This is a genomic window from Pseudomonas sp. KBN12P06040, from assembly GCF_037574965.1.
Lineage (GTDB): Bacteria > Pseudomonadota > Gammaproteobacteria > Pseudomonadales > Pseudomonadaceae > Pseudomonas > Pseudomonas aeruginosa.
The window spans coordinates 287018-301402 of record NZ_JBBELS010000001.1; the positions used below are offsets into that span (position 1 = coordinate 287018).

Below are 14385 nucleotides of genomic sequence, written 5' to 3' on the forward strand. Positions count from 1 at the left end.
CCGTTTCGGCCTCTGGCCGGCAACTGCCTCAGCAACATCACAACAATGCCAATCGGCTGTGGGAGTGTTCCATGTACAAGTCCTTGCACCAGTACGCACACGTGTTTTCCCGGTTGTCCCTGTTCGGCCTGGCGTTCGCCGCGGCGGCCCAGGCGCAGAGCCAGAGCCTGACGGTGATCTCCTTCGGCGGCGCGACCAAGGCCGCCCAGGAGCAGGCCTATTTCAAACCCTTCGAGCGAAGCGGCGGCGGGCAGGTGGTCGCCGGCGAATACAACGGCGAAATGGCCAAGGTGAAGGCCATGGTCGACGTCGGCAAGGTCAGCTGGGACGTGGTCGAGGTGGAGAGCCCCGAACTGCTCCGCGGCTGCGACGAGGGGCTGTTCGAACGCCTCGACCCGGCGCGTTTCGGCGACCCCGCGCAGTTCGTCCCCGGCACTTTCAGCGAGTGCGGGGTGGCCACCTACGTCTGGTCGATGGTGATGGCCTACGACTCGACGAAGCTGGCCAGGGCGCCGCAGTCCTGGGCGGATTTCTGGAACGTCCGCGAGTTCCCCGGCAAGCGTGGCCTGCGCAAGGGCGCCAAGTACACCCTGGAAGTGGCGTTGCTGGCCGACGGGGTGAAGGCGGAGGACCTCTACAAGGTACTCGCCACCCCGGAGGGGGTCAGCCGCGCCTTCGCCAAGCTCGACCAGCTCAAGCCGAACATCCAGTGGTGGGAGGCCGGCGCCCAGCCGCCGCAATGGCTGGCGGCCGGCGACGTGGTGATGAGCGCGGCCTACAACGGGCGCATCGCCGCTGCGCAGAAGGAGGGGGTGAAACTGGCCATCGTCTGGCCCGGCAGTCTCTACGATCCGGAGTACTGGGCGGTAGTGAAGGGCACGCCGAACAAGGCGCTGGCGGAGAAATTCATCGCCTTCGCCAGCCAGCCGCAGACGCAGAAGGTGTTCTCCGAGCAGATCCCCTACGGGCCGGTACACAAGGGCACCCTGGCGTTGCTGCCGAAGACGGTGCAGGAGGCGCTGCCGACCGCGCCGGCCAACCTCGAAGGCGCGCGGGCGGTGGATGCCGAGTTCTGGGTGGACCACGGCGAGGAGCTGGAACAGCGTTTCAATGCCTGGGCGGCGCGCTGAACGCGCTGCGCGTCGGCAAAAAAAACGACGGGCCCCAAGTCGTCCGGGCCCGTCGGGTCAAAGCGCTGACGGGGTGATCAGCGCAGCTCTTCCAACAACCCCTGCAGATACCGACAGCCCTCGGTATCCAGCGCCTGCACCGGAAGGCGCGGCGCCCCCACCTCCAGGCCGGAGAGGCCCAGGCCGGCCTTGATGGTGGTCGGCAGGCCCCGGCGGAGGATGAAGTCGAGCAGCGGCAACTGCCGGTAGAACAGCGTGCGGGCCTTCTCCAGGTCGCCGTCGAGCACCGCCTGGTAGAGCTGGCCGTTGAGCGTCGGGATCAGGTTCGGCGCGGCGCTGCACCAGCCTTTCGCGCCGGCCACGAAGGCCTCCAGCGCCAGCGGGTTGCAGCCGTTGTAGAAGGGCACCCGGCCTTCGCCGAGCAGGCGCAGCTTGTGCATGCGCTGGATGTCGCCGGTGCTCTCCTTGACCATGGTCACGTTGTCCACTTCGCGGACGATGCGCAGGATCAGTTCCACCGACATGTCGATGCCGCTGGTGCCCGGGTTGTTGTAGAGCATCACCGGCACGCCGATGGCTTCGCCCACCGCGCGGTAGTGCTGGAACACTTCCGCCTCGTTGAGCTTCCAGTAGGAGATCGGCAGGACCATCACCGCCTCGGCGCCGAGGGATTCGGCGAACTGCGCGCGGCGCACGGTCTTGGCGGTGGTCAGGTCGGAGACGCTGACGATGGTCGGCACGCGATGGGCGACGGTCTTCAGGGTGAAGTCGACCACCTCGTCCCATTCCGGATCGCTCAGGTAGGCGCCTTCGCCGGTGCTGCCGAGCGGGGCGATGGCGTGCACGCCGCCGTCGATCAGGCGCTCGATGGAGCGGCCGAGGGCCGGCAGGTCGAGACCGCCGTCGGCGGCGAAGGGGGTGATGGTGTAGCCGATGATGCCGTGGATGGATGCGGACATTGGATGTACCCGTGACATTGAGTGGGAAATGCCAGGACGGACCTGGTGGGAAAGGTCGTTCAGCTCAGGCAGTCGCTGTTGCGCGGCAGGCAGCGCCGGGCGTAGTAGTTGAATGCGGCGCCGTGGCGCTTCGGGGTGGAGATCCAGTCGTGGGCCTCGCGCGCCAGGGCCGGCGGGATCGGCTTGATCTCCCCGGCGGCCATCGCCAGCAACTGCATCTTCGCCGCGCGCTCGAGCAGCACCGCGATCACGCAGGCCTCCTCGATGCTCGCACCGGTGGCCAGCAGGCCGTGGTGGGAAAGCAGGATGGCGCGCTTGTCGCCGAGGGCGGCGGAGATGATCTCGCCTTCCTCGTTGCCTACCGGCACGCCCGGCCAGTCCTTGAGGAAGGCGCAGTCGTCGTATAGCGGGCAAAGGTCCATGTGCGAGACCTGTAGCGGTACTTCCAGGGTCGACAGCGCGGCGATGTGCAGCGGGTGGGTGTGGATGATGCAGTTGACGTCCGGGCGGGCGCGATAGACCCAGCTGTGGAAGCGATTGGCCGGATTCGCCATGCCGTGCCCGTGGAGGACGTTGAGATCTTCGTCGACCAGCAGCAGGTTGCCGGCGCTGATCTCGTCGAAGCCCAGGCCCAGTTGCTGGGTGTAGTAGGTCCCCGCCTCCGGGCCGCGCGAGGTGATCTGCCCGGCGAGCCCGGAGTCGTGGCCGGCCTCGAAGAGAATCCGGCAGGTCAGGGCCAGCTTTTGCCGGTCAGTCCACGTATTATCGCCGAGGCTGCTTTTCATCTGCTTCAGCGCGTGCTGGATCAGTTGATCCTTGGGTAATTCCAGTGTCGTAGCCATGCGAGGTTCCTTTGACGGAGCGAGTCGGGGGAAACGCCAGGCAGTTGCGCGCCACGCAACGACCCGGCTGTAAATGACACGGATCAAGTTATATGACACAAAGTGTCATTAGCAAGAGAAAAGTTTCACCGCCATCGGGAGAAGGCTGTCCTCAATGTCCATGCGCTTGAAATTGCTGAGAAAAAAACTCGGGGTCACGCTGGAGACCCTGGCCGACAAGACCGGCCTGACCAAGAGCTACCTGTCCAAGGTCGAGCGCGGGCTGAACACGCCGTCCATTGCCGCCGCGCTGAAGCTGGCGAAGGCCTTGAACGTGCAGGTGGAGGAGCTGTTCTCCGAGGAAAGCGACGGTGTCGACGGCTACAGCATCGTTCGTCGCGACCAGCGCAAGTCGCTGTCCAGCGGCGACGACGGCCCGGCCTACGCCTCCCTCGCGCAGCAGATCGGCGCCCGTGCGTTGTTGCCGTTCATCGTCCACCCGCCGCGCGATTTCAGTCACTCGACGTTCAAGGAGCACCTCGGTGAAGAGTTCATCTTCGTCCATGAGGGTCAGGTCGAGGTCGACTTCATGAACCAGCGGATCATCCTCGAGCGCGGCGACGCCCTGCATTTCAACGCACAGAAGCCGCACCGCATCCGCTCCCTGGGGGAGACCCAGGCGGAGTTGCTGGTGGTGATCCACAGCGACGAATGAGGCGACGGCTTCGGTCGATCGGATGCTTGCTAACGTTCTGTTCGATTATCGAACTGTTAATCGATTATCGGATTGTGAGCCCTCGGACCCCGGCGTAAGGTTCTCGTCACGTGCCGTCCAGGCAGCGCACAACAAGACGAGACCCGACCGATGGCTGAAATCCTCTCCCTGCGCGAAGCGGTGCGACGCTTCGTCCACGATGGCGACAGCGTCGCCCTCGAAGGCTTCACTCACCTGATCCCGACGGCCGCCGGCCACGAGCTGATCCGCCAGGGCAGGAAAGACCTGACGCTGATCCGCATGACTCCCGACCTGGTCTACGACCTGCTGATCGGTGCAGGCTGCGCGAAGAAGCTGGTGTTCTCCTGGGGCGGCAACCCCGGCGTCGGTTCGCTGCACCGCCTGCGCGACGCGGTGGAGAAGGGCTGGCCGCAACCGCTGGAGATCGAGGAACACAGCCACGCCGACCTCGCCAACGCCTATGTCGCCGGCGCCTCCGGGCTGCCCTTCGCGGTGCTGCGCGCCTACGCCGGCTCCGACCTGCCGAAGGTCAACCCGCTGATCCGCAGCGTCACCTGCCCGTTCACCGGCGAAGTGCTGGCGGCGGTGCCCTCGGTGCGTCCGGACGTCAGCGTGATCCACGCGCAGAAGGCCGACCGCAAGGGCAACGTGCTGCTCTGGGGCATCCTCGGCGTGCAGAAGGAAGCGGCCCTGGCGGCGAAGCGCTGCATCGTCACCGTCGAGGAGATCGTCGACGAACTGGACGCCCCGATGAACGCCTGCGTCCTGCCGAGCTGGGCGCTCAGCGCCGTGTGCCTGGTGCCCGGCGGCGCGCATCCGTCCTATGCCCACGGCTACTACGAGCGCGACAACCGCTTCTACCAGGACTGGGACCCGATCGCCCGCGACCGCGAAAGCTTCACCGCGTGGATCGACGAATACATCCGGGGGACCGAGGATTTCGGCGCCTTCCAGGCCAAGCTCGCGGAGGGCAAGCGATGAGCAGCTACAGCACCAACGAGATGATGACCGTGGCCGCCGCCCGCCGCCTGCACAACGGCGCGGTGTGCTTCGTCGGCATCGGCCTGCCGTCGAAGGCCGCCAACCTGGCGCGCCTGACTTCCTCGCCGGACGTCGTGCTGATCTACGAGTCCGGCCCGATCGGCGCCAAGCCCAGCGTCCTGCCACTGTCCATCGGCGACGGCGAGTTGGCCGAGACCGCCGATACCGTGGTCCCCACCGGCGAGATCTTCCGCTACTGGCTGCAGGGCGGACGGATCGACGTCGGCTTCCTCGGCGCGGCCCAGGTCGACCGCTTCGGCAACATCAACACCACCGTGATCGGCGACTACCGCCAGCCCAAGGTGCGCCTGCCGGGAGCCGGCGGCGCGCCGGAAATCGCCGGCAGCGCCAAGGAAGTGCTGATCATCCTCAAGCAGTCGCACCGCACCTTCGTCGACAAGCTGGCCTTCGTCACCTCGGTCGGCCATGGCGAGGGCGGCGACTCGCGCCAGCGCCTGGGCCTGCCGGGCAAGGGGCCGGTGGCGATCATCACCGACCTGTGCATCATGGAGCCGGAAGCCGGCAGCAACGAGTTCGTGGTCACTTCGCTGCATCCGGGCGTGACCCGCGAGCAGGTGGTCGAGGCCACCGGCTGGGCGATCCGCTTCGCCGAGCGGGTCGCCGAGACGCCCGCGCCGAGCGAGGTCGAACTCGCCGCGCTGCGCGACCTCGAGGCGCGCACCGCGGCCGCCCATGGACAGAAGGGGAGCGACGAATGAGCCGCGAGGTATTCATCTGCGATGCCGTGCGCACGCCGATCGGCCGTTTCGGCGGCAGTCTTTCCGCGGTGCGCGCCGACGACCTCGCGGCGGTGCCGCTGAAGGCCCTGGTCGAGCGCAACCCGGGGGTCGACTGGTCGGCGTTGGACGAGGTGTTCCTCGGCTGCGCCAACCAGGCCGGCGAGGACAACCGTAACGTGGCGCGCATGGCGCTGCTGCTGGCCGGTTTGCCGGAGAGCGTGCCCGGCGTCACCCTCAACCGCCTCTGCGCCTCGGGGATGGACGCCATCGGCACGGCGTTCCGCGCCATCGCCTGCGGCGAGATGGAGCTGGCCATCGCCGGCGGCGTCGAGTCGATGTCGCGCGCGCCGTACGTGATGGGCAAGGCCGATAGCGCCTTCGGGCGCGGCCAGAAGATCGAGGACACCACCATCGGCTGGCGCTTCGTCAATCCGCTGATGAAGGAGCAGTACGGCATCGACCCGATGCCGCAGACCGCCGACAACGTCGCCGACGACTATCGCGTGTCGCGTGCCGACCAGGATGCCTTCGCCCTGCGCAGCCAGCAGCGCGCCGGCAGGGCGCAGGAGGCCGGTTTCTTCGCCGAGGAAATCGTCCCGGTGACGATTCGCGGGCGCAAGGGCGACACCCTGGTCGAGCACGACGAGCATCCGCGTCCCGACACCACCCTGGAGGCGCTGGCCCGGCTCAAGCCGGTCAACGGGCCGGAGAAGACCGTCACCGCCGGCAACGCGTCCGGGGTCAACGACGGCGCCGCCGCGCTGGTCCTGGCCTCCGCCGAGGCAGTGGAGAAGCACGGCCTGACTCCGCGCGCGCGGGTGCTGGGCATGGCCAGCGCCGGCGTCGCCCCACGGATCATGGGCATCGGCCCGGTGCCGGCGGTGCGCAAGCTGCTGCGGCGCCTGGACCTGGCGATCGACGCCTTCGACGTGATCGAACTCAACGAAGCCTTCGCCAGCCAGGGCCTGGCCTGCCTGCGCGAACTGGGCGTGGCCGACGACAGTGAGAAGGTCAACCCGAACGGCGGTGCCATCGCCCTCGGCCACCCGCTGGGGATGAGCGGTGCGCGGCTGGTCCTCACCGCGCTCCATCAACTTGAGAAGAGCGGCGGCCGGCGCGGCCTGGCGACCATGTGCGTAGGCGTCGGCCAAGGCCTGGCGCTGGCCATCGAGCGGGTCTGACTGGCACAACCGGGTCGCCCGCCCGGTATCAAGAGCGCGCGTCGCGCGGCGCTGCCCATGTTTCGGCGGCGGCGCGGCGCGTGTGCAGCGGAACAGGACGCTCCGTCGCACGGTCAGGATGAAACGGACCCTGTCGAGAGAACAACAGCATGACTGCCCCTGTTCACCAGTACAGCAACGAAGAACGCCGCAAGCGCATCTTCGCTATCGTCGGCGCCTCCTCCGGCAACCTCGTGGAATGGTTCGACTTCTACGTCTACGCCTTCTGCGCGATCTACTTCGCACCGGCCTTCTTCCCCTCCGACAACCCCACGGTGCAGTTGCTGAACACCGCCGGGGTCTTCGCTGCCGGCTTCCTCATGCGCCCCATCGGCGGCTGGATGTTCGGCCGCATCGCCGACAAGCACGGGCGCAAGACCGCCATGCTGATCTCGGTGGTGATGATGTGCGCCGGCTCCCTGGCGATCGCCTGCATGCCCACCTACGCCAGCATCGGCACCCTGGCGCCGGCGCTGCTGTTGCTGGCGCGGATGTTCCAGGGCCTGTCGGTGGGCGGCGAGTACGGCACCAGCGCGACCTACATGAGCGAGGTGGCGCTCAAGGGCCAGCGCGGCTTCTTCGCCTCGTTCCAGTACGTCACCCTGATCGGCGGACAGTTGCTGGCGGTGCTGGTGGTGGTGATCCTGCAGCAGTTGCTGAGCGAAGACGAACTGCGTGCCTGGGGCTGGCGGATTCCCTTCGTGATCGGCGCGATCACCGCGGTGATCGCCCTCTGGTTGCGGCGCTCGCTGAACGAGACCGCTTCGAAGTCGACCCTGGAGCGCAAGGAATCCGGCACCTTCGCCGAGCTGTTCAAGCACAAGCGGGCCTTCTTCACCGTGCTCGGTTTCACCGCCGGCGGCTCGCTGATCTTCTACACCTTCACCACCTACATGCAGAAGTACCTGGTCAACACCGCCGGGATGAGCGCCAAGACCGCCAGCGCGGTGATGACCTTCGCCCTGCTGGCGTACATGCTGATGCAACCACTGTTCGGCATGCTTTCCGATCGCATCGGGCGCAAGACCTCGATGCTCTGGTTCGGCACCCTGGGCACGCTCTGCACCTTGCCGATCCTGCTCGCGCTGAAGACCGTGAGCAGTCCCTACGTGGCCTTCTTCCTGATCATCCTGGCGCTGGCCATCGTCAGCCTGTACACCTCCATCAGCGGCCTGATCAAGGCCGAGATGTTCCCGCCGGAGGTGCGCGCCCTCGGCGTCGGAGTGTCCTACGCGGTGGGCAACGCGATCTTCGGCGGCTCGGCCGAGTACGTCGCCCTGGGGCTGAAGTCGGTAGGGATGGAGAACGTCTTCTACTGGTATGTTTCAGCCATGTGCCTGCTGGCGCTGCTGGTCTGCGTGAGCCTGCCGGACCTGCGCAAGGTCAGCTACCTGAACGACGAGCCCTGACGGGCCGGGAAAAGGAAAACCGATGAGCGACGTACCCGCCAACCAGTTGTTCGATGCCTATTTCACGGCGGCGCCGATGCGCGCGGTGTTCTCCGACCGCGGCCGCCTGCAAGGCATGCTCGACTTCGAGGCCGCCCTGGCTCGCGCCGAGGCGCGCACCGGGGTGGTTCCCGCGACGGCGGTGGCGCCGATCGAGTCGGCCTGCCGCGCCGAACTGTACGACCCGCTGTCGCTGGCCGAGGCGGTCGCCACTGCCGGCAACTCGGCGATCCCGCTGGTCAAGGCGCTGGGCCGCCAGGTGGCGGCTGGCGACGCCGAGGCCGAGCGCTACGTGCATCTCGGCGCCACCAGCCAGGACGCCATGGACAGCGGCCTGGTGCTGCAACTGCGCCGTGCGCTGGCCTTGCTCGAGCAGGATCTGCAACGTCTTGCCGAGGTCCTGGCGGACCAGGCCGAACGGCATGCCGACACGCCGCTGGCCGGGCGCACCTGGTTGCAGCACGCCACCCCGGTGACCCTGGGCATGAAGCTCGCCGGCCTGCTCGGCGCCTTGACCCGGCACCGCCAGCGCCTGCGCGAGTTGCGCCCGCGCCTGCTGGTGCTGCAATTCGGCGGCGCCTCTGGGACGCTCGCCGCGCTCGGCGAACAGGCCCTGCCGGTGGCCGCGGCGCTGGCCGAGGAGCTGGGCCTGGCTTTGCCCGAACAACCCTGGCACACCCAGCGCGACCGCCTGGTGGAATTCGCCAGCGTGCTCGGCCTGGTGGCTGGTAGCCTCGGCAAGTTCGGTCGCGATGTCAGCCTGCTGATGCAGACCGAGGCCGGCGAGGTCTTCGAGCCGGCCGGCGCCGGGCGCGGCGGTTCCTCGACCATGCCGCACAAGCGCAACCCGGTGAGCAGCGCGGTGCTGATCGCCGCCGCCACCCGTGCGCCGGGGCTGGTCTCAACCCTGTTCGCGGCGATGCCGCAGGAACACGAGCGCAGCCTCGGCCTCTGGCACGCCGAGTGGGAAACCCTGCCGGAACTCTGTTGCCTGGTTTCCGGCGCGCTGCAACAGGCGATCGGCCTGCTCGAAGGCCTGGAGGTGGACGCCCAGCGGATGCGCCGCAACCTTGGCCTGACCCACGGCCTGGTGCTCGCCGAGGCGGTGAGCATCGCCCTGGCCCGTCGTATCGGCCGCGAAGCCGCGCACCATCTGGTGGAACAGTGCTGCCGCCGCGCCGTCGAGCAGCGCCGCGAGTTGCGCGCGGTGCTCGGCGAAGAGGCGCGAGTGAGCGCCGAGCTGTCCGGCGACGAACTGGACCGCCTGCTCGATCCCGCCCATTACCTCGGCCAGGCCCGCGCCTGGGTCGAGCGCGCGCTCGCCGAACACCATGCCCTGGGCTTCGAACCCCATCCCGCCTGACTGGAGATCCCTTCGTGCCAACCGTACGCCTCGCCGACGGCGACCTGAACTACTCCCTGGAAGGACCGGCCGGCGCGCCGGTCCTGCTGTTGTCAAACTCGCTGGGCACCGACCTGGGCATGTGGGACACGCAGATCCCCGCACTCACCGCCCACTTCCGCGTGCTGCGCTACGACACCCGCGGCCACGGCGCCTCGCTGGTCACCCCCGGACCGTACGCCATTGGCCAGCTCGGCGCCGACGTGCTTGCCCTGCTCGATGCCCTCGACCTGCCGCGCGTGCATTTCTGCGGGCTGTCCATGGGCGGCCTGATCGGTCAGTGGCTGGGCATCCACGCCGGCGAGCGGCTCGGCCGGCTGGTGCTGTGCAACACCGCGGCGAAGATCGCCAGCGACGAGGTCTGGAACACCCGCATCGATACCGTCCTGAAAGGCGGCGAGCAGGCCATGCGCGACCTGCGCGACGCCTCGGTGGCGCGCTGGTTCACTGCGGGCTTCGCCGAGCGCGAACCGGCGCAGGTCGAGCGCATCGTCGCGATGCTCGCGGCCACCTCGCCGCAGGGCTACGCGGCCAACTGCGCTGCGGTACGCGACGCCGATTTCCGCGAGCAGCTCGGGCTGGTCCAGGCGCCGACGCTGATCGTCGCCGGCAGCCACGATGCCGTGACCACTCCGGACAACGCCCGCTTCATGCAGGCGCGCATCGCCGACGCGCAGTTGGTCGAGTTCGCCGCCGCGCACCTGTCCAACGTCGAAGCGGGCGACGCCTTCAGCCGCCGCCTGGTCGATTTCCTGCTGTCCGCCTGAGGAGCCGCCGATGGACGAGAAACAACGCTACGAAGCCGGCATGCAAGTGCGCCGCGCGGTGCTCGGCGACGCCCATGTCGAGCGCAGCCTGGCCAACCTGACGCCGTTCAACGAAGAGTTCCAGGAGATGATCACCCGCCACGCCTGGGGCGACATCTGGACCCGTCCGGGGCTGCCGCGACACACCCGCAGCCTGGTCACCATCGCCATGCTGATTGGCATGAACCGCAACGAGGAACTCAAGCTGCATCTGCGCGCGGCGAAGAACAACGGGGTGAGCCGCGACGAGATCAAGGAAGTGATCATGCAGAGCGCCATCTACTGCGGCATTCCCGCGGCCAACGCGACCTTCCACCTGGCCGAATCGGTGTGGGACGAGCTTGGCGTGGAGTCGCAGCAGGCGTCCCGGTAGGCCGCCGGGCGGGGCTATCGGTAGGGCGAATGGCGTCGCAGGCGTTATCCGCCGAGGCGGCGCTTCCCCTTGCCATTCGCCGGCGTTTCCCGGAAGGTCGACAGCTCCGTCATCCCTTCGGTCCGCCATGAGCCGCAAGCTGCATATCCACGCGCCCGCGATCCACTACTTCGACATGGTGCGCCGCTGCCATTCGATCCGCGAAGCCGCGCGACGCCTGAACGTCGCCTCGTCGGCGGTGAACCGGCAGATCCTCAAGCTGGAGGACGAGATCGGCGCGCCGCTGTTCGACCGCCTGCCCGGCGGCCTGCGCCTGACCGGAGCCGGGGAGATCTTCGCGCGCCACGTCACCGTGGTCCTGCAGGACATGGAGCGCGTGCGTTCCGAACTGGACGCGCTGCAAGGCCTGCGCACCGGCCATGTGGAGATCGCCACCATCGAGGCGGTGACCAGCGACCTGCTGCCCTGCGTGCTCAAGGCGATGCGCGAACGCTACCCGGACATCACCGTCGGCGTCACCCTGCTCGGTTCCCAGGCGATACCCGAGGCGGTGAGCAGCGGCGCGGTCGACCTCGGCCTGGCCTTCGCCCTGCCGCGCAGCGCCGACCTGCAACAGGTCAGCGTCGGCCATTTCCGCCTCGGTGCCATCGTCTCCCCGCAGCACCCGTTGGCGCGACACCAGGCCATCGCCTTCGCCGATTGCGTCGAACATGGCCTGATCATGGCCAAGAGCGAGCTGTCCATCCATCACCTGCTGGCGCCGCTCCAGCGCCGTTTGCGCGAACCGCGCCGGGCGGTGCTGGAGAGCAGTTCCCTGGAGCTGTCGCGACAACTGGCGCGGCGCGGGCTCGGCGTCGCCTTCCAGACGCGCCTGGGGATCGAGGCCGACATCGCCCAGGGCGAGCTGCGCTTCCTGCCGCTGAAAGACAATGGCGGCATCCACAGCGACCTCGGCCTCTACGTGCGCACCGGCCGCTACCTGCCGGTGGCGGTGGACGCCCTGGCCCGACAGATCGCCGAGGAAGTGCGCCTGCGCGAGCGCGAGGAAGCGCGCCTGAACGAGGCCTGAGCGGCGCTCGCGCCGATGCCAGACGGCTTGCCCGAGCTTGCTCGTTCGCTGATGCCGTTTCGGCATCGGCATGTTCGATATTCTGTTCTTTGGTCAGCGCGGCGAAGTGCCGATACTGCCCCGCGACCCCGGCGCGAAACCGGGGGCTGAGTCGCCACAAGAACAACAAGCAACCAGCAGGACACACAGCATGAAGAAGATGATGCAGGGCGCCGCCGCCCTGATCGCGCTCGTCGGCGCCGGGGAGAGCATGGCGCTGGAATGGATGAGCAACAGCGTCGGTTTCCGCTACGGCCAGCAATTCACCAACCCGAACAACCCGGACAAGTTCGCCAAGCGCATCTACAGCTTCACCCACGCCGACGGCTATCGCTACGGCAGCAATTTCTTCAATCTCGATGTGTTCCTTTCCGACAACCGCGACCCGCGCAAGGGCACCGACCACGGTGGCAGCGAGGTCTATGCGGTCTACCGCCACCAGCTCTATGCCTCGCGGGTGTTCGACCGGCCGCTGGGCACCGGCCTGGTCAAGGACTACGCCTTCACCCTGGGCTTCGACGCCAGCCGCAACAACAACCTGGCTTCGGCCAAGAAGCGCGCCCTGGTGTTCGGCCCGACCCTCAAGTTCAACGGTCCCGGCGTGCTCGACCTGAGCCTGCTCTACTACCGCGAGAAGAACCACTTCGGCGTGCCCGGCGCGCGCCATCCCGACCACACCTTCGACACCACCTACATGCTCAACCTGACCTGGATGCGGCCGTTCAAGGTCGGCAACCGTGCGGCGAAGTTCCAGGGCTTCGTCAACTACGTGGGAGAGAAGGGCGAGGACTACAACGACAAGGACACCGCGGCGGAAACCCTGGTCCGCACCGCCCTGATGGTCGCCGCCCTGCCAGGCGACAAGCGCCAGCCGAACCTGTGGCTCGGCGTCGGCTACGAGTATTGGCACAACAAGTTCGGCGTCGACGGCGGCACCGGCAGCCGCACCTCGACGCCGACGTTGAACATGGAATTCACCTTCTGAAGCGAAGCGCCGTCGCCCTACGCGATGCCGCCAACCCTGGGGTGGGGCGAATAACGCCACCGGCGTTATCCGCCGATACACCGACGCCCGGCGGCGGATAACCGCAAGCGGTTATGCGTCCTACGCGATGGGGCAGTTTCACCCCGCATCCGCGTGACTGACCAACCCCTTCAGCAGCACCGCGGCGGTGGCCAGTGCAGCCGGCAGCACCAGGGCGGTCAGCACCTGTTCGAAGTTCCAGCCAAGGCCCAGCAGGGTGGCTCCGATCCAGGCGCCGAGGATGGCGCCGAAGCGGCCGATACCGAGCATCCAGGAGACCCCCGTGGCCCGCCCCTGGGTCGGATAGAAGCGCGCCGCCAGCGACGGCATCGCCGACTGCGCGCCGTTGATGCACATGCCGGCCAGCAGCACCAGGGTCGCCAGCAGGGTGACCTGGCCGAGGCTCTGGCCGACGCACCAGGCGAACACCCCCGCCAGCAGGTAGAACAGGCCGATCACCTTGTGCGGGTTGAAGCGATCCATCGCCCAGCCCACCGCTACGGCGCTGAGCACCCCGCCGAACTGGAACAGCGCGCCGATGAACGCCGCGTGCTCCAGGCTCGCGCCGCTATCGCGCATCAGGGTCGGCAGCCAGCTGGTGAGCAGGTAGACGATCACCAGGCCCATGAAGTAGGTCAGCCAGAGCAGCAGGGTGCCGGCGCTGTAGGTACCGGAAAAGATCACCGCGAACACGTTGCGGGCCTGCACCGTCTGCTGCTCGGGGACGTGGAAACTCCGTGCCAGCGCCACCTGCGCCGGGGCGATGGGGGCCAGCACCTGGCGTACCCGCTCGCTGCCGCGGTTGCGCACCACCAGGTAGCGCGCCGATTCCGGCAGGCGGAACAGCAGGACTACCGCCAGGACCAGCGGTAGCAGGCCGCCGAGCAGCAGCAGGCTGTGCCAGCCGAACAGCGGGATCAGCTTCGCCGAGACGAATCCGCCGCAGGCCATGCCCAGGTTGAAGCCACAGAACATGCTGGTCACCAGCAGCGACTTGAGGCGCTCGGGGGTGTATTCGGAAAGCAGGGTGGTGGCGTTGGGCATCGCCGCGCCGAGGCCGAGGCCGGTGAGGAAGCGCAGCGCCAGCAGTTGCTCGACGTTGGTGCTGTAGGCCGAGGCCAGGCTGAACAGGCCGAAGAGGAAGACCGCCGCGACCAATACCAGCTTGCGTCCGTAGCGGTCGGCCAGCGGTCCGGAGCCGAGGGCGCCGAAGACCATGCCGATCAGCGCGGCGCTCATCACCGGGCCGAGGCTGGCGCGGTCGATGCCCCAGTCCTGGGTCAGCGCCGGCGCGATGAAGCCCATCGCGGCGGTGTCGAGGCCATCGAGGAAGACGATCAGGAAGCACAGCAGGACGATCCGCCATTGGTACGGCGAAAGCGGCTGGGCATTGATGAAGGCTTGCACGTCGAGTCGTTCGACGGCGGGCAGGCTGGGGCTGTTCATGGGACGGGTTCCGCGGCGAGAGTGAGGGCGTGGGATGAGGGTCGGACGCGTGGCTCAGGTGCAGGCGGCGGAAGGCAAGGCGTGCTGCGGCATGTCGGGATTCCCCTGTTGTTTTTGTAGCGGAGGCGCTC

Annotated in this window: 14 protein-coding genes; 11 read left to right on the top strand and 3 right to left on the bottom strand. The window is 67.9% G+C overall.

The genetic code is table 11. The features are described from left to right. The first annotated feature begins 71 nt into the window (after positions 1-71). Entirely contained in the window at positions 72-1130 is a 1059-nt protein-coding gene (locus tag VQ067_RS01315) for an ABC transporter substrate-binding protein (protein ID WP_003133095.1), read from the top strand. 77 nt (positions 1131-1207) lie between these two features. Here VQ067_RS01315 and VQ067_RS01320 read toward each other — a convergent pair whose 3' ends face one another. Next, positions 1208-2089: a dihydrodipicolinate synthase family protein gene (locus VQ067_RS01320; protein WP_003110235.1), complete on the bottom strand. Its 882-nt coding sequence runs from the start codon at positions 2087-2089 to the stop codon at positions 1208-1210. A 59-nt stretch (positions 2090-2148) separates the two neighbouring features. Next, positions 2149-2931: an aldolase gene (locus VQ067_RS01325; protein WP_003084054.1), complete on the bottom strand. Its 783-nt coding sequence runs from the start codon at positions 2929-2931 to the stop codon at positions 2149-2151. Between the two features lie 154 nt (positions 2932-3085). On the opposite strand from VQ067_RS01325, the gene VQ067_RS01330 reads away from it, so the two are divergent. The 10 genes from VQ067_RS01330 (at position 3086) to VQ067_RS01375 (ending at position 12769) form a co-directional block, all read left to right on the top strand. Then, positions 3086-3625: a helix-turn-helix domain-containing protein gene (locus VQ067_RS01330; protein WP_003084057.1), complete on the top strand. Its 540-nt coding sequence runs from the start codon at positions 3086-3088 to the stop codon at positions 3623-3625. Positions 3626-3775: 150 nt separating this feature from the next. Then, positions 3776-4627 (top strand): CoA transferase subunit A, encoded by an 852-nt coding sequence (locus tag VQ067_RS01335; protein WP_003084060.1) that lies wholly within the window; start codon positions 3776-3778, stop codon positions 4625-4627. Continuing rightward, on the top strand, positions 4624-5406 hold the full coding sequence (locus VQ067_RS01340) for a CoA-transferase subunit beta (protein ID WP_003084062.1): 783 nt from the start codon (positions 4624-4626) through the stop codon (positions 5404-5406). Before VQ067_RS01335 ends, VQ067_RS01340 begins: the two co-directional genes overlap by 4 nt. Then, positions 5403-6608: a 3-oxoadipyl-CoA thiolase gene (gene pcaF / locus VQ067_RS01345; protein WP_003101891.1), complete on the top strand. Its 1206-nt coding sequence runs from the start codon at positions 5403-5405 to the stop codon at positions 6606-6608. Before VQ067_RS01340 ends, pcaF begins: the two co-directional genes overlap by 4 nt. Positions 6609-6757: 149 nt before the next feature. Further along, positions 6758-8056 carry an MFS family transporter gene (locus VQ067_RS01350; protein ID WP_033990142.1) on the top strand — a complete coding sequence of 433 codons (1299 nt, stop codon included), beginning with the start codon at positions 6758-6760 and terminating at the stop codon, positions 8054-8056. A gap of 22 nt (positions 8057-8078) precedes the next feature. Further along, positions 8079-9458 carry a 3-carboxy-cis,cis-muconate cycloisomerase gene (locus tag VQ067_RS01355; protein ID WP_033990140.1) on the top strand — a complete coding sequence of 460 codons (1380 nt, stop codon included), beginning with the start codon at positions 8079-8081 and terminating at the stop codon, positions 9456-9458. Between the two features lie 14 nt (positions 9459-9472). Continuing rightward, positions 9473-10264: a 3-oxoadipate enol-lactonase gene (gene pcaD / locus VQ067_RS01360; protein WP_003110231.1), complete on the top strand. Its 792-nt coding sequence runs from the start codon at positions 9473-9475 to the stop codon at positions 10262-10264. Positions 10265-10274: 10 nt separating this feature from the next. Next, entirely contained in the window at positions 10275-10676 is a 402-nt protein-coding gene (pcaC, locus tag VQ067_RS01365) for a 4-carboxymuconolactone decarboxylase (RefSeq protein WP_003084072.1), read from the top strand. Between the two features lie 127 nt (positions 10677-10803). Then, a complete protein-coding gene (locus tag VQ067_RS01370; RefSeq protein ID WP_003084073.1) occupies positions 10804-11745 on the top strand; it encodes a LysR family transcriptional regulator in 942 nt (313 codons plus the stop codon). A 190-nt stretch (positions 11746-11935) separates the two neighbouring features. Continuing rightward, positions 11936-12769: a hypothetical protein gene (locus VQ067_RS01375; protein WP_003110230.1), complete on the top strand. Its 834-nt coding sequence runs from the start codon at positions 11936-11938 to the stop codon at positions 12767-12769. A gap of 138 nt (positions 12770-12907) precedes the next feature. On the opposite strand, the gene VQ067_RS01380 is transcribed toward VQ067_RS01375, so the two are convergent. After that, positions 12908-14254, bottom strand: coding sequence for an MFS transporter (locus VQ067_RS01380; RefSeq protein ID WP_003137113.1), 1347 nt, complete (start codon positions 14252-14254; stop codon positions 12908-12910). Positions 14255-14385: the final 131 nt, after the last annotated feature.